The organism is Sulfobacillus harzensis (assembly GCF_012933365.1).
GTDB lineage: Bacteria > Bacillota > Sulfobacillia > Sulfobacillales > Sulfobacillaceae > Sulfobacillus_B > Sulfobacillus_B harzensis.
This window is the reverse complement of the sequence record NZ_JABBVZ010000015.1, coordinates 32,885-45,192: the sequence shown is the minus strand read 5'-3', so window position 1 is coordinate 45,192 and position 12,308 is coordinate 32,885. Positions and strand designations below refer to the sequence as shown.

At 58.0% G+C, this 12,308-nt stretch carries 26 protein-coding genes; all 26 read left to right on the top strand.

All coding sequences use genetic code 11. The features are described 5' to 3' along the window. Window positions 1-7: 7 nt before the first annotated feature. The 26 genes from rplC to rpsM all read left to right on the top strand — a co-directional run bounded on the left by rplC (window position 8) and on the right by rpsM (window position 12,294). Window positions 8-658: a 50S ribosomal protein L3 gene (gene rplC, locus HIJ39_RS06590; protein ID WP_169097940.1), complete on the top strand. Its 651-nt coding sequence runs from the start codon at window positions 8-10 to the stop codon at window positions 656-658. Next, a complete protein-coding gene (rplD, locus tag HIJ39_RS06585; protein ID WP_169097938.1) occupies window positions 658-1,284 on the top strand; it encodes a 50S ribosomal protein L4 in 627 nt (208 codons plus the stop codon). The genes rplC and rplD overlap by 1 nt, the downstream gene beginning before the upstream one ends. Next, window positions 1,281-1,565, top strand: a complete 285-nt coding sequence (gene rplW, locus HIJ39_RS06580) for a 50S ribosomal protein L23 (protein ID WP_169097936.1) — start codon at window positions 1,281-1,283, stop codon at window positions 1,563-1,565. Before rplD ends, rplW begins: the two co-directional genes overlap by 4 nt. Window positions 1,566-1,583: 18 nt before the next feature. Next, window positions 1,584-2,411, top strand: a complete 828-nt coding sequence (gene rplB / locus HIJ39_RS06575; protein WP_169097934.1) for a 50S ribosomal protein L2 — start codon at window positions 1,584-1,586, stop codon at window positions 2,409-2,411. A 9-nt stretch (window positions 2,412-2,420) separates the two neighbouring features. After that, window positions 2,421-2,705 carry a 30S ribosomal protein S19 gene (gene rpsS / locus HIJ39_RS06570; protein WP_169097932.1) on the top strand — a complete coding sequence of 95 codons (285 nt, stop codon included), beginning with the start codon at window positions 2,421-2,423 and terminating at the stop codon, window positions 2,703-2,705. Between the two features lie 12 nt (window positions 2,706-2,717). Next, window positions 2,718-3,071, top strand: a complete 354-nt coding sequence (gene rplV, locus HIJ39_RS06565) for a 50S ribosomal protein L22 (RefSeq protein WP_169097930.1) — start codon at window positions 2,718-2,720, stop codon at window positions 3,069-3,071. 10 nt (window positions 3,072-3,081) lie between these two features. Beyond that, the gene (gene rpsC / locus HIJ39_RS06560) at window positions 3,082-3,756 is read left to right on the top strand and encodes a 30S ribosomal protein S3 (protein ID WP_169097928.1); all 675 of its coding nucleotides are present in this window, start codon (window positions 3,082-3,084) and stop codon (window positions 3,754-3,756) included. A 1-nt stretch (window position 3,757) separates the two neighbouring features. Beyond that, entirely contained in the window at window positions 3,758-4,192 is a 435-nt protein-coding gene (gene rplP, locus HIJ39_RS06555) for a 50S ribosomal protein L16 (protein ID WP_169097926.1), read from the top strand. Continuing rightward, on the top strand, window positions 4,182-4,385 hold the full coding sequence (gene rpmC, locus HIJ39_RS06550) for a 50S ribosomal protein L29 (RefSeq protein WP_169097924.1): 204 nt from the start codon (window positions 4,182-4,184) through the stop codon (window positions 4,383-4,385). Before rplP ends, rpmC begins: the two co-directional genes overlap by 11 nt. Before the next feature lie 11 nt (window positions 4,386-4,396). Continuing rightward, window positions 4,397-4,660, top strand: a complete 264-nt coding sequence (gene rpsQ, locus HIJ39_RS06545; protein ID WP_169097923.1) for a 30S ribosomal protein S17 — start codon at window positions 4,397-4,399, stop codon at window positions 4,658-4,660. Window positions 4,661-4,687: 27 nt separating this feature from the next. Further along, window positions 4,688-5,059 (top strand): 50S ribosomal protein L14, encoded by a 372-nt coding sequence (gene rplN, locus HIJ39_RS06540; RefSeq protein WP_169097921.1) that lies wholly within the window; start codon window positions 4,688-4,690, stop codon window positions 5,057-5,059. 22 nt (window positions 5,060-5,081) lie between these two features. Beyond that, on the top strand, window positions 5,082-5,393 hold the full coding sequence (gene rplX / locus HIJ39_RS06535; protein WP_169097919.1) for a 50S ribosomal protein L24: 312 nt from the start codon (window positions 5,082-5,084) through the stop codon (window positions 5,391-5,393). Window positions 5,394-5,416: 23 nt separating this feature from the next. After that, window positions 5,417-5,971, top strand: coding sequence for a 50S ribosomal protein L5 (rplE, locus tag HIJ39_RS06530; protein WP_169097983.1), 555 nt, complete (start codon window positions 5,417-5,419; stop codon window positions 5,969-5,971). Between the two features lie 11 nt (window positions 5,972-5,982). Continuing rightward, window positions 5,983-6,168 (top strand): type Z 30S ribosomal protein S14, encoded by a 186-nt coding sequence (locus tag HIJ39_RS06525; RefSeq protein ID WP_169097917.1) that lies wholly within the window; start codon window positions 5,983-5,985, stop codon window positions 6,166-6,168. A gap of 15 nt (window positions 6,169-6,183) precedes the next feature. Continuing rightward, window positions 6,184-6,582, top strand: coding sequence for a 30S ribosomal protein S8 (rpsH, locus tag HIJ39_RS06520; protein WP_169097981.1), 399 nt, complete (start codon window positions 6,184-6,186; stop codon window positions 6,580-6,582). Window positions 6,583-6,609: 27 nt separating this feature from the next. Next, window positions 6,610-7,149 carry a 50S ribosomal protein L6 gene (rplF, locus tag HIJ39_RS06515; RefSeq protein WP_169097915.1) on the top strand — a complete coding sequence of 180 codons (540 nt, stop codon included), beginning with the start codon at window positions 6,610-6,612 and terminating at the stop codon, window positions 7,147-7,149. Window positions 7,150-7,159: 10 nt separating this feature from the next. Further along, a complete protein-coding gene (gene rplR / locus HIJ39_RS06510) occupies window positions 7,160-7,525 on the top strand; it encodes a 50S ribosomal protein L18 (protein WP_169097913.1) in 366 nt (121 codons plus the stop codon). A gap of 15 nt (window positions 7,526-7,540) precedes the next feature. Next, window positions 7,541-8,077 (top strand): 30S ribosomal protein S5, encoded by a 537-nt coding sequence (gene rpsE, locus HIJ39_RS06505; protein ID WP_169097910.1) that lies wholly within the window; start codon window positions 7,541-7,543, stop codon window positions 8,075-8,077. Further along, a complete protein-coding gene (gene rpmD, locus HIJ39_RS06500; protein ID WP_169097908.1) occupies window positions 8,070-8,264 on the top strand; it encodes a 50S ribosomal protein L30 in 195 nt (64 codons plus the stop codon). The genes rpsE and rpmD overlap by 8 nt, the downstream gene beginning before the upstream one ends. Beyond that, window positions 8,265-8,702, top strand: coding sequence for a 50S ribosomal protein L15 (rplO, locus tag HIJ39_RS06495; RefSeq protein WP_169097906.1), 438 nt, complete (start codon window positions 8,265-8,267; stop codon window positions 8,700-8,702). Continuing rightward, complete coding sequence (secY, locus tag HIJ39_RS06490) at window positions 8,703-9,983, top strand: preprotein translocase subunit SecY (RefSeq protein WP_169097904.1); 1,281 nt, start codon at window positions 8,703-8,705, stop codon at window positions 9,981-9,983. Between the two features lie 11 nt (window positions 9,984-9,994). Next, window positions 9,995-10,636, top strand: coding sequence for an adenylate kinase (locus HIJ39_RS06485; RefSeq protein ID WP_169097902.1), 642 nt, complete (start codon window positions 9,995-9,997; stop codon window positions 10,634-10,636). Beyond that, the gene (gene map, locus HIJ39_RS06480) at window positions 10,633-11,385 is read left to right on the top strand and encodes a type I methionyl aminopeptidase (RefSeq protein ID WP_169097900.1); all 753 of its coding nucleotides are present in this window, start codon (window positions 10,633-10,635) and stop codon (window positions 11,383-11,385) included. Before HIJ39_RS06485 ends, map begins: the two co-directional genes overlap by 4 nt. Before the next feature lie 104 nt (window positions 11,386-11,489). Beyond that, window positions 11,490-11,708 carry a translation initiation factor IF-1 gene (gene infA, locus HIJ39_RS06475; protein WP_169097898.1) on the top strand — a complete coding sequence of 73 codons (219 nt, stop codon included), beginning with the start codon at window positions 11,490-11,492 and terminating at the stop codon, window positions 11,706-11,708. Between the two features lie 86 nt (window positions 11,709-11,794). After that, entirely contained in the window at window positions 11,795-11,908 is a 114-nt protein-coding gene (gene rpmJ / locus HIJ39_RS06470) for a 50S ribosomal protein L36 (RefSeq protein ID WP_014344626.1), read from the top strand. Between the two features lie 14 nt (window positions 11,909-11,922). Next, on the top strand, window positions 11,923-12,294 hold the full coding sequence (rpsM, locus tag HIJ39_RS06465; RefSeq protein ID WP_169097897.1) for a 30S ribosomal protein S13: 372 nt from the start codon (window positions 11,923-11,925) through the stop codon (window positions 12,292-12,294). Window positions 12,295-12,308: the final 14 nt, after the last annotated feature.

The window sequence follows — 12,308 nt, the reverse complement described above, 5'->3', positions numbered from 1 at the left end:
GGACGCTATGAAGGGAATTATGGGGGTAAAACTGGGGATGACCCAGGTGTTTGACGAAGAAGGCCGGGCCATTCCGGTTACCGTCATTCACGCCGAGCCCAATCAGGTGTTGCGCGTCCGCACCCCGGAAAAGGAAGGCTATGAGGCCGTCCAATTGGGGGTGGGCAGCATCAAAGAACGTAAGGTGGCATATGCCCAGCGCAAGGATTACGAAGCGCGTGGATTGACGCCGGCCCGCTATGTGCGGGAATTTCGGTTGCCAGGAGCCACTGCACTGGAACCGGGGCAATTTGTCAAAGTGGAAGAAGCCTTCGAGCCGGGCGACATTGTCGATGTCATCGGCACCAGCAAGGGCAAAGGTTTCGCCGGCGTGATTAAGCGTTGGGGATTTCGTCGTGGACCGACTACCCACGGATCCAAGTACCATCGCCGCGTGGGGTCATTGGGGTCCCGGACTTCAGGAGGCGGCGGCCGCGTTCACCCGGGGCGCAAGATGCCCGGCCGCATGGGCGCAAAGCGCGTGACGACTTTGCGTCTACGCGTGGTGCGGGTGGATGCCGACCGCAATTTGCTACTCATTCGTGGCGCTGTACCAGGCCCTAAGGGCAGTTTGGTGATGGTTCGGGAGTCCGTTCGCAACAAGAAAGGAGCGAACTAATGCCGACCGTAAACGTGTATAACTTGGCCGGCGAGGTCGTCGGCGAAATGGAATTGTCCGAACGGGTGTTTGAGGCGCCCGTCAACCCGGCGCTCTTGCACCAGGCTGTGTTGGTTCACCAAGCGAATCAGCGGAGCGGGCAAGCGGATACCAAGACCCGCAGTGAGGTGAGCGGCGGTGGCCGTAAGCCTTGGCGGCAGAAGGGTACCGGACGCGCCCGGGCAGGTACCACGCGCGCACCGCATTGGCGCCATGGTGGGGTGGTATTTGGACCGCACCCGCGGGACTACAGCATGCGCTTTCCCAAGAAAATGCGCCGGGCTGCGATTCGTCAGGCGCTTTCCGCTAAGCTCAGGGACCAGGAGCTTGTCGTCGTGGATAGCTTGAAGCTGGACCAGGTCAAGACCCGGTTATTGGCCCAGGCGCTGGACAAGTTGAACCTCGGGCGCAATGTGCTCTTGATTACGGCCGAGCCGGAAGAGACCATTAAGCTCTCGGCGCGAAACTTTAAGGACGTGCGTGCCACCACCGCGCAGAGTTTGGACGCGTACAACCTTTTGAAGTACCACCGGCTGGTTTTGGATCGGAGTGCCGTGGAAGCGGTGGAAGGAGTGTTCAACGCATGAGTCCCTACGACATTCTGAAGCGGCCAATTGTGACCGAAGCGAGCACTGACGCCATGGAACTCAACAAATACACCTTTGAAGTGGACGCACGGGCCAACAAGGTGGAGATTCGGCGGGCGGTGGAAGAGATTTTCAAAGTGCATGTCACCAAGGTGAACACCATGTGGGTGCCCGGCAAGACCAAGCGCCGCGGATATTCGGTAGGCCGCACCCCGGATCGCAAAAAGGCGATCGTCACCTTGGCCCCCGGCGAAAGCATCGAGCTTTTTGAAGGGGTTTAAACCAAGGAGGAGGACACGATGCCAGTTCGCAAGATGAAACCGACCTCCCCCGGAGTTCGGCAGATGACGGTCTCCACGTTTGAGGAGATCACCAAAAAGAAGCCGGAGAAGTCCCTTACCGAGGGACTGCACCGCAAGGCTGGCCGAAACAACTACGGTCGCATCACGGTGCGCCATCGCGGTGGAGGCACCAAGAGGCTTTACCGCAAGATTGACTTCAAGCGGCAAAAGCAGGGCGTTCCCGCTACCGTGACCGCCATCGAGTACGACCCGTTTCGTACGGCGCGGATTGCGCTGTTGGAGTACCAGGACGGCGACAAGGCCTATATTTTGGCTCCTTTGGGATTGAAGGTGGGCGACCAGGTGTTGGCGGGTCCCGGAGCGGACATCAAGCCTGGCAACGCGTTGGCGCTCTCAGATATCCCGGTCGGTACTGTGGTTCACGCCGTCGAAATGCACCCCGGGCGCGGTGCTCAGTTGGCCCGGTCAGCAGGAACCTCGGCGCAGCTGGCTGCCCGGGAAGGGCGCTATGCTTTGTTGCGGCTGCCTTCGGGCGAGCTTCGGCGCGTCCCCGTCACCTGCATGGCAACGGTCGGACAGGTCGGCAACGTAGAGCATGAAAACATCTCCATCGGCAAGGCGGGTCGCCATCGCTGGTTGGGCCGGCGCCCTTCGGTGCGCGGTGTAGTGATGAACCCGGTAGACCACCCGCATGGTGGTGGTGAAGGCAAGGCGCCGATTGGCCGCAAGCATCCGGTGACGCCATGGGGCAAGCCGGCCTTGGGCAAGAAGACGCGCAAAAAGCGAAAGGCTTCGGACCGCTTGATTGTCCGTCGCCGGAAGTAGGAGGCAAGCATGGGTCGTTCAGTGAAAAAAGGACCTTATGTCGAGGAAAGCCTCTTGAAGAAGATTGAGGGCCAAAATGCGCGCAATGAAAAACGCGTTGTGAAGACGTGGGCGCGCGCCTCGACAATCGTGCCGGAAATGGTCGGACACACGATTGCAGTGCATGATGGGCGGCGGCACGTACCCATCTACATTAGTGAAGAAATGGTCGGTCACAAGCTGGGCGAGTTCGCGCCTACCCGGACGTTCAAGGGTCACGCGGACAAATCCGAGCGGTCGACCGGCATGCGATAGGGGGCGGAGACGATGGCAGAAACAGCAGAAGCTCGTGCGCACGTACGTCATGTACGCATCGCTCCCCGCAAGGTTCGTATTGTGGTGAACTTGGTTCGCGGCAAGAACCTCCGCGATGCCCAGGCGATTTTGCGCCATACGCCCAAGCGGGCGTCCAAGGTGGTGGCGAAGCTCATTCAGAGTGCGGCCGCCAACGCGCAGAACAACCATGACCTCGATCCCCGGGATCTTTACGTGGCGGAGATTTGGGTCGATGGCGGGCCGATCCTGAAGCGGATTCATCCCAGAAGCCGTGGGCAAGCGTTTCCGATTATGAAGCGGACCAGTCACATCTCCGTGGTGCTGCGGCCACGGCACCAAGGTTAGGGGGGCAAGCATGGGTCAAAAGATACATCCCAAGGGACTTCGGCTCGGCATCGTGAAGAGCTGGGACTCGCGTTGGTATGGAAACCAAAAGACGACCCCGGAGCTTCTGGGCGAGGATTACCAAATTCGGCGGTTCGTGAAAAAGCGCCATTACAACGCCGGCATCTCGCGGGTGGAGATTGAACGCGGAGCGGCCAACAAGCTGAAGATTACGGTGCACACCGGAAAGCCGGGCATGGTGATCGGCAAGGGTGGCGTTGGCGTCGAGGCGTTGAAGAAAGAGTTGGAGGCGCTGACCAAAAAGCAGGTCAACCTCAACATCGTGGAAGTCAAGAGCCCGGACACGGATGCTCAACTGGTCGCCGAGTCGGTTGCTTCGCAATTGGAGAAGCGCATTGGGTTCAAGCGTGCCATGAAGCAGGCGCTGGGTCGGGCCATGCGGCAGAACGCCAAGGGCATCAAAATAATGGTTAGCGGTCGCCTAGGTGGTGCGGAAATTGCCCGCCGGGAGTGGACCTGGGAAGGCTCGATTCCATTGCACACACTCCGTGCGGACATCGACTACGGATTTGCGGAGGCTCACACCACCTACGGGATTATTGGCGTGAAGGTGTGGATCTATAAGGGTCAAGTGTTGCCGAATCAAACCCGTCGTCCCGCCGCAGCTTCGGAAGGAGGGCGTTAAGGTGCTGCAACCGAAACGGACCAAGTACCGCAAAATGCATCGGGGCCGTATGAAGGGCCGCGCGCACCGCGGCAACAGTTTGAGCTTTGGTGAATACGGCCTGCAGGCACTGGAACCCGCGTGGATCACGGACCGGCAGATTGAGGCGGCACGTGTGGCCTTAACGCGGTACATCCGCCGCGGTGGTAAAGTGTGGATTACCATTTTTCCCGACAAACCGGTAACCAAGAAGCCAGCCGAGACCCGACAAGGTTCCGGAAAAGGGAATGTGGAATATTGGGTCGCTGTGGTGAAGCCGGATCGGATTATGTTTGAGCTCTCCGGCGTGCCGGAAGAAGTGGCGCGCGAGGCCATGAGGCTTGCAGCCCACAAGCTCCCGATCAAGACGCGCTTCGTTAAGCGAGAAGAGTCAGGAGAGAATGCGCATGAAGCCTAAGGAACTCCGAGACATGAGCCAGGATGAGCTCACCGCGCAATTGAAGTCTCTGAAGGAGCAGCTTTTCCGTCTGCGCTTTCAACTGGCTACGGCTCAGCTGGAAAACCCCATGCGTATCCGTCAAGTAAAGAAGGACATTGCGCGGGTGCACACCATTCTCCGAGAGCGCGAGCTCCATGAGAACGTGAGATAGGGAGGGCAAGTATGGCTGAGACGGTGACAAAGCGCAAAGTGCGCGAAGGCGTCGTGGTGAGTGACAAGATGAACAAGACGGTTGTGGTGGCTGTTGAGTCGTGGGTACCCCACCCTATGTATGGCCGCCGGATTCGCCGCACCAAGCGGTATAAGGCGCACGATGAGGAAAATCGCTGCCGAGTGGGCGATCGGGTGCGGATTGAGGAGACCCGGCCGCTGTCGAAGGAGAAAAACTGGCGGGTTGTGGCGATTTTAGGCCACCAGCAAGACTAACGAGAACGCAGGGAAGGAGGGTGACCGATGATCCAGCCACAGACGCGGCTTCAGGTTGCGGACAACACGGGCGCCAAGGAAATCATGTGCATTCGGGTGTTGGGCGGCTCGTATCGCAAGTACGGCAACATCGGAGACGTGATTGTCGCTTCTGTCAAATCGGCTTCGCCCGGGGGCGTGGTCAAGAAGGGCGACGTCGTCAAAGCCGTCATTGTGCGCACTAAGACCGGATGCCATCGGGCGGATGGCTCACACATCAAGTTCGACGAAAATGCGGCGGTTATTCTGCGTGGCGATGAGAAAGAGCCGCGCGGTACCCGCATCTTTGGACCGGTGGCCCGGGAACTCCGTGAACGAGATTACATGAAGATTATCTCGTTGGCGCCGGAAGTGCTGTAAGGAAAGAGAGGAGGGGCGCCAGGTGCACGTAAAGAAAGGCGACACGGTCAGAGTTCTGGCGGGCCGTGACAAAGGCAAGGAAGGCCAAATCATTCAGGCGATGCCGAAAGAAAATCGCGTGATTGTGGAGAAGGTCAACTTGGTCAAGCGCCACCAGAGGCCGACACCGGACATCCCGGAAGGCGGCATCATCACGAAAGAGGCGCCGATTCACGTCTCTAACGTGATGCTTATCTGCAAGTCGTGCAAGAAGCCAACCCGCATTGCCCACAAGTTCCTGTACAACGGCAAGAAGGTTCGGGCTTGCAAACACTGCGGAGCAACGCTGGATTAAGCGCGGAAAGGAACAAAGAGACGATGGCAATTGAGTCGGCACTGAAGGAGCGCTATCAGCAGGAGATTGTTCCGGCGCTGATGGAGCGATTTCACTACAAAAACCCCATGGAAGTGCCCAAACTGGCCAAGATCGTGGTCAACATGGGTGTCGGGGATGCCGTCGGCAACTCCAAGGCCTTGGACGCGGCGGTCGACGACTTGACCCGCATTACTGGCCAGAAGCCGATGGTCACCCGAGCCAAAAAGTCAATCGCGAGTTTTAAGATTCGGACCGGGATGCCGATTGGCGCGAAGGTTACGCTGCGTGGACAGCGCATGTACGATTTCTTGGAGAAGCTCTTTTACATTGCGCTTCCTCGCGTGCGGGACTTCCGCGGCTTGTCGACGCGCGGATTTGATGGTCGGGGCAGCTACACCCTGGGGATTCGGGAACAGCTTATTTTTCCCGAGATTGAGTACGACAAGGTAGACAAATTGCGCGGCATGGACATCACGTTGGTGACCACAGCCAACACCGATGAGGAAGCTCAGGTGTTGCTCACCATGTTGGGGATGCCCCTGCAGCAGCACCGGTAAGGAGGTCGATTATGGCCAAAAAGTCATTAATTGCGAAGGCCAAGAGAAAGCCCAAGTACGGCGTGCGGAAGTACCATCGTTGCCAGCTCTGCGGACGACCCCATGGGTATTTGCGCGATTTTGGGCTATGTCGCCTGTGCTTTCGACAGCTGGCGCACAAGGGCGAAATTCCCGGCGTGCGCAAGGCAAGCTGGTAACTTTTAGGGAGGAGGATCGTCGTGACTGATCCGATTGCGGACATGTTGACCCGCATTCGCAACGCCAATGTTGTGTACCGCGAGGTCGTCGATATACCGGCATCCCGCATGAAGCGGGCGATAGCCCAGATTTTGAAGCAGGAGGGCTATATCCGGGACTATGAGTTGGTTGAGGACGGGAAGCAGGGCATTCTACGCCTGCATCTGAAGTATGGCAGCAACCGGGAGCGCGTTATCACCGGGTTGAAGCGCATCAGCCGTCCGGGTCTTCGGGTCTATGCCGGCCACGATGAACTGCCCCGGGTGTTGGGCGGTTTGGGCATTGCGGTGCTATCCACCTCTCGGGGCGTTATGACCGAGAAGCAGGCGCGCGAGGAGCATATCGGCGGCGAAGTACTCTGTTACGTGTGGTAGAATGCCCGGTTAGGGGAGGAAAGAAGCATGTCTCGGATAGGCAAACAACCAATTGCGGTTCCGGCTGGGGTGGAAGTGACGCTCAATGGCCAGACTGTACGGGTTAAGGGCGCCAAGGGCACCTTGGAGCGGACCTTGCGGCCGGAAGTGCGGGTGGAGATGGAAGGCAGCACCATTCGTGTCGTGCCGGTAGACGAGAGCGGCGACGCGCGGGCGCAGTGGGGCTTGTCCCGGACCCTGATCGCCAACATGGTGGAAGGTGTCTCCAAGGGCTTTGAGAAGCACCTGGAGCTGGCTGGTGTCGGTTATCGTGCCTCGAAGCAAGGTCAACGATTAGTCTTAACGGTGGGATTTTCGCACCCGGTGCACATTGACCCGCCGGAAGGCATTGAGTTTGACGTGCCCAACCCAACCAACGTGTTGGTGAAGGGATACAATCGTGAAGTGGTCGGCGAAATCGCCGCTAAAATTCGCGGCGTCAGACCGCCGGAGCCATACAAGGGCAAGGGGATTCACTATAAGGGCGAACGCATCCGCCGTAAGGTCGGAAAGACCGGAAAGAAGTGAGGGATTAGGCGTGTACAAGCGATTTGACAGGAACGCGGCGCGTAAAAAGCGTCATTTGCGGATTCGCGCGAAAGTGCACGGGACGTCCGAGCGGCCGCGCCTTAATGTCTTTCGATCGAATTTGAATATCTACGCCCAGATTATTGATGACACCCAGGGCCGTACTATTGCGGCGGCTTCCACCTTGGAAGCGGGTCTCAAGGCTCAGCCAGGGCGGTTAACGGTCGACAAGGCACGGGAAGTAGGCCGTTTGGTTGCCAAGCGGGCGCTTGAGCACGGGGTGAAGAAAGTTGTGTTCGATCGCGGCGGATACCGGTATCACGGTCGCGTCAAGGCTTTGGCCGACGCAGCGCGCGAAGCCGGCTTAGACTTTTAATTCGAGGGGGCTATTATGGCACGCGGGCAAAATCAACCGGGCGACGACAAGCGTGGCGCGGGCGAGTACAAAGAAAAGGTAGTGGCCATCAATCGTGTGGCCAAAGTGGTCAAGGGCGGCCGGCGCTTTAGCTTCAGCGCGTTGGTGGTTGTCGGCGACGAGGATGGCAAGGTGGGAGTTGGCTTAGGTAAAGCGGCCGAGATTCCCGAAGCCATTCGCAAGGGCATCGAAGATGCCAAAAAGCATATGATTACGGTTCCCCGGCTGGGGACCACCATTCCCCATCAGGTGATTGGCACGTTCGGGTCGGGACGCGTCTTGATTAAGCCAGCAGCGCCCGGCACGGGTGTCATTGCTGGGGGCGCGGTGCGTGCGGTGCTGGAGGCGGCCGGGGTGCACGATGTGCTGACCAAATCGCTGGGCACCTCCAATCCCAATAACGTGGTGGCTGCCACCATGGAAGGCCTCAAGCAGTTGAAGAGCGCGCAACATGTCGCGAAACTGCGCGGCCTCACGCTGCAACAGGTACTAGGAGGGGCGCATCATGGCTAAGCTGCGCATTACCTTGGTTAAGAGCCCGATCGGGTATGCCAAAGACCAAAAAGACACCGTAAAGTCGTTGGGCCTGGGAAAGATGTGGCGTACAGTGGAGAAAGACGACAATCCCTCAATTCGCGGCATGGTTCACAAGGTGCGCCATCTGGTCCGCGTGGAAGAGGTTGAGGAGGGAAACGACTAGATGCGACTCAATGAATTGCGGCCTGCTGCCGGATCGCACCAGCGGAAGACCCGCCGCGGCCGTGGACTTGGTTCGGGTCTCGGCAAGACGGCCGGGCGCGGTCACAAGGGGCAGAAAGCCCGTGCCGGCGGTCGAATTCGTCCCGGATTTGAAGGCGGTCAGATGCCGTTGCAACGGCGCTTGCCGAAGCGCGGATTTAAGAACCCCTTCCGGGTGGAGTATGAGGTTGTGAACCTGGGCGACTTGAACCAGTTTGCTCCCGATAGCGTCGTAACCATCGATTTGTTAAAAGAGGCCCGTTTGGTGCGCCGCAACCTACCCGTCAAGATTTTGGGAGACGGAGAAATTGACCGGGCTTTGACGGTTCAGGCTAACGCGTTCTCCAAGTCTGCCAAGGAAAAGATTGAGGCGGCTTCGGGACGGGCCGAGGTGGTTTAAGTGGCCCAAAACGCGATGATGGGAGCGCTGAAGGGCTCCCAGCTGACCAAGAAGCTTTTGTTTACCGTGGGCATGCTGGTGGTCTTTCGGCTGGGCGTCCACATCCCTATTCCGGGCGTGAACGCGGCGGTCATTCAATCGTTGTTCAAGCAGCAGGCCAGTATTTTTGGACTGCTCAACTTGTTCAGCGGGGGAGCGACCGCCACCCTGTCCATTTTTGCGCTGAGTATTGTGCCGTACATTAACGCCAGCATTATCATGCAGCTAATGACGGTGGTTCTTCCCTCCGTGGAAGAATGGAGCAAAGAGGGCGAGGAAGGCCAAAAGAAGATGAACCAGTGGACCCGCTGGCTTTCGGTGGGCCTGGGATTTCTCCAAGCCATGGGCGTCTCGTTCTATTTGTATCGTTACAATGCTAGTGGACAGTCGGTCTATCAACATCACGCAGTATGGATGATTTTCTTCACGGCATTCATGCTGCTGGCGGGTTCGACCCTCCTGATGTGGATTGGCGAGCAACTCAGTGAAAAGGGTATTGGGAACGGAATTTCCCTGTTGGTGATGTTTGGGATTGTGTCCCGGTTGCCATATGGCATCCAGGTTCTCGCCCAGTACGTCACCGCGGGCGTTCTCAGCATCCCGAAACTGGTTATCTTCTTGGTTGTTGCGGTGATTATTATCGCCGCCGTGGTCTATGTCAATGAAGGTCAGCGTAATGTGCCGGTGCAATACCCCAAGCGGGTGGTGGGACGCCGCATCTATCAAGGCCAAAACACTCACTTGCCCATACGGGTGAACCAGGCGGGCGTTATTCCCGTCATTTTTGCCATTTCTCTCTTGATTCTGCCCGGAACGATCGCGCAATTCTTCAAGGGAAACTGGGTCACAATTGTGGAGCATTACCTCGGGTTCACGACGCCGCTCTATATCGTGCTGGAGTTTCTCTTGGTAGTGGTGTTCACCTTCTTTTACACCCAAGTGGTGTTTAAGGTGGACGATGTGGCCGACAACTTGAAAAAGGCCGGCGGTCATATACCCGGAATCCGTCCCGGCAAGCCCACCTCGGAATACCTGGGCCGCGTTAGTGGGCGCCTCACCGCCTTCGGCGCCGTGTTTTTGGGTATTGTGGCGGTTCTGCCCAGTCTCTTGAGCCTTGGCATTGGCATCAATTTGTATTTCGGCGGTACGTCGCTGCTCATTATTGTCGGCGTGGCGCTAGACACCTTGAAGCAGATGCAGGCGCAGATGATTATGCAGCAGTATCAAGGGTTTATGAAATAGGAGGGCATGGCATGGAATTAGTGCTATTGGGCCCTCCCGGATCGGGAAAGGGTACCCAGGCAAAGCGTTTGGCTGACGCCTTCGGAATTCCCCATATCTCCACCGGGGACATTTTCCGAAAGAACCTGGCCGAGGGCACGGAGCTGGGGCAGTTGGCGAAGCGGTATATGGATGAGGGAACGTTGGTGCCGGATGACGTGACCGAGCGTATGGTCAGTGCCCGCCTCAGCGAGCCCGATGCCAAGCCCGGATTCATTCTCGACGGGTTTCCGCGCAACCTTAATCAAGCCGAACATTTTCAGACGGCCTTGAGGACCATGGGAAGACAACTGACCTGTGTGGTGTATTTGACGGTCAATCATGACGTCCTGATGGCTCGGCTGACCGGTCGCCGGGTCTGTCCTGGGTGCGGAGCGACCTATAACGTGGTCTTTCAGCCCCCGAAGCAGGCCGGCATCTGCGATGTATGCGGCGCCGAGCTGGTCCAGCGTCCGGATGACAGCGAGGCCACGGTGTCGCGGCGGCTGGAGGTCTATCGCGAGGAAACGGCGCCCTTGGTCGCTTACTATGAAAAGCTCGGACTTTTGGCCCGTTTTGACGGCGAGCAGCCGGTGGACGAGGTGACCCGGGCGATTCAGGAGAGGCTCTCATGATTGAGTTGAAAAGTGCTCGCGACCGGGAAAAAATGCGACGGGCTGGCCGTGTGGTGGGCGAGGTGCTGGCGGAATTGCGTGCAGCGGTCAAGCCCGGCATAACCACCAGGGAATTGGACCATGTGGCGGATCGCGGCATTAAGGCGCGAGGCGGTATCCCCGTGTTCAAGGGATACCACGGCTATCCGGCCAGCGTCTGTGTGTCCGTCAACGATCAGGTTGTTCACGGCATTCCAGGACCTCGGCTTCTCAAGCCCGGGGACCTGGTGAGTATTGATCTGGGCGCTACGGTGGATGGTTTTGTTGGTGACGCTGCCTTCAGCACTTTTGTCGGTGAGCCCCCCGACGAGCGAGCTGCCGAATTGGTCCGGGTGACGGAGGAAGCACTCTACCGGGGCATTGAACAAGCGCGGGTAGGCCAGCGTTTAGGCGATATCTCAGCCGCCGTCCAACAACATGTGGAATCCCACGGTTTCAGCGTGGTGCGGGATTTTGTGGGCCACGGCGTGGGTCGACAAATGCATGAGGAGCCGCAAGTGCCCAATTATGGAACGGCTGGCCGCGGATTGCTGCTGAAGCCGGGGCTCGCCATTGCCATTGAGCCGATGGTGAATCTGGGCGGTTATGCGGTGGATGTGGGAGACGACGGGTGGACGGTGACAACCCGCGACCATAGTCTTTCGGCCCATTTCGAGCACACGATCTTCATTGACGACGACGGTCCAGAAATACTGACTGCAATTTCTTGAGAAATTGGGTATAATGGATCGGATACTGATGGGGATACTGTCGGGCGAATTTGGGCAAAATTGTCAGTGCAGGAATTTTAAGATTGGCGAAAGGGGGGAAATCGTTGGCCAAGGAAGACGCGATTGAAGTCGAAGGAACAGTCATTGAACCGTTGCCCAACGCCATGTTCCGTGTGGAATTATCCAATGGTCATAAGGTGTTGGCGCATGTCTCGGGCAAAATTCGTATGCACTTTATCAAAATTTTGCCGGGCGACAAAGTGACGGTGCAACTGTCGCCTTACGATTTGACACGCGGTCGCATTACCTATCGTTACAAGTAGACGGCGTGGTGTTGGCCGCCCGCGCTCTGGGTCTGGCCGATCCCAAGCGGCAGGGGAGTAATTTTGGACAAGGGGAGGAGACCGCCATGAAGGTTCGGGCGTCCGTGAAGCCGATTTGTGAGAAGTGCAAGGTCATCAAACGCCATGGGCGAGTGATGGTCATCTGCGAGAATCCCAAGCATAAGCAGGCACAAGGTTAGAAGGAGGATATCTAGTGGCGCGTATTGCTGGAATTGACTTGCCGCGGGACAAGCGCATTGAGGCAGCTCTGCCGTACATCTATGGCATTGGCTGGCCGGCGGCGCGACAAATCCTGGCAGAGAGCCAGGTGGATCCGGATACCCGGGTGCGGGATTTAACTGAGGAAGAGGTTAGCCGCATTCGCGAGGTAGTGGACCGCGATTGGCGCGTGGAGGGTGATTTGCGCCGTGAGGTGCAAATGAACATCAAGCGTCTGATTGATATTGGGTCGTACCGGGGTCTTCGGCACCGCCGCGGCTTACCTGTGCGTGGTCAACGGACCAAGACCAACGCGCGTACTCGCAAGGGACCGCGTCGTACCGTGGGAGCCAAGCGTAAAAAGTAAGGACAACTAAGGAG

What these genes read in the sequence shown, in the direction of transcription:
- rplC (WP_169097940.1), top strand. Translation starts at nt 8, where the DNA reads ATGAAGGGAATTATGGGGGTAAAACTGGGGATGACCCAGGTGTTTGAC.
- rplD (WP_169097938.1), top strand. Translation starts at nt 658, where the DNA reads ATGCCGACCGTAAACGTGTATAACTTGGCCGGCGAGGTCGTCGGCGAA.
- rplW (WP_169097936.1), top strand. Translation starts at nt 1,281, where the DNA reads ATGAGTCCCTACGACATTCTGAAGCGGCCAATTGTGACCGAAGCGAGC.
- rplB (WP_169097934.1), top strand. Translation starts at nt 1,584, where the DNA reads ATGCCAGTTCGCAAGATGAAACCGACCTCCCCCGGAGTTCGGCAGATG.
- rpsS (WP_169097932.1), top strand. Translation starts at nt 2,421, where the DNA reads ATGGGTCGTTCAGTGAAAAAAGGACCTTATGTCGAGGAAAGCCTCTTG.
- rplV (WP_169097930.1), top strand. Translation starts at nt 2,718, where the DNA reads ATGGCAGAAACAGCAGAAGCTCGTGCGCACGTACGTCATGTACGCATC.
- rpsC (WP_169097928.1), top strand. Translation starts at nt 3,082, where the DNA reads ATGGGTCAAAAGATACATCCCAAGGGACTTCGGCTCGGCATCGTGAAG.
- rpmC (WP_169097924.1), top strand. Translation starts at nt 4,182, where the DNA reads ATGAAGCCTAAGGAACTCCGAGACATGAGCCAGGATGAGCTCACCGCG.
- rpsQ (WP_169097923.1), top strand. Translation starts at nt 4,397, where the DNA reads ATGGCTGAGACGGTGACAAAGCGCAAAGTGCGCGAAGGCGTCGTGGTG.
- rplN (WP_169097921.1), top strand. Translation starts at nt 4,688, where the DNA reads ATGATCCAGCCACAGACGCGGCTTCAGGTTGCGGACAACACGGGCGCC.
- rplE (WP_169097983.1), top strand. Translation starts at nt 5,417, where the DNA reads ATGGCAATTGAGTCGGCACTGAAGGAGCGCTATCAGCAGGAGATTGTT.
- HIJ39_RS06525 (WP_169097917.1), top strand. Translation starts at nt 5,983, where the DNA reads ATGGCCAAAAAGTCATTAATTGCGAAGGCCAAGAGAAAGCCCAAGTAC.
- rplF (WP_169097915.1), top strand. Translation starts at nt 6,610, where the DNA reads ATGTCTCGGATAGGCAAACAACCAATTGCGGTTCCGGCTGGGGTGGAA.
- rpsE (WP_169097910.1), top strand. Translation starts at nt 7,541, where the DNA reads ATGGCACGCGGGCAAAATCAACCGGGCGACGACAAGCGTGGCGCGGGC.
- rpmD (WP_169097908.1), top strand. Translation starts at nt 8,070, where the DNA reads ATGGCTAAGCTGCGCATTACCTTGGTTAAGAGCCCGATCGGGTATGCC.
- rplO (WP_169097906.1), top strand. Translation starts at nt 8,265, where the DNA reads ATGCGACTCAATGAATTGCGGCCTGCTGCCGGATCGCACCAGCGGAAG.
- HIJ39_RS06485 (WP_169097902.1), top strand. Translation starts at nt 9,995, where the DNA reads ATGGAATTAGTGCTATTGGGCCCTCCCGGATCGGGAAAGGGTACCCAG.
- map (WP_169097900.1), top strand. Translation starts at nt 10,633, where the DNA reads ATGATTGAGTTGAAAAGTGCTCGCGACCGGGAAAAAATGCGACGGGCT.
- rpmJ (WP_014344626.1), top strand. Translation starts at nt 11,795, where the DNA reads ATGAAGGTTCGGGCGTCCGTGAAGCCGATTTGTGAGAAGTGCAAGGTC.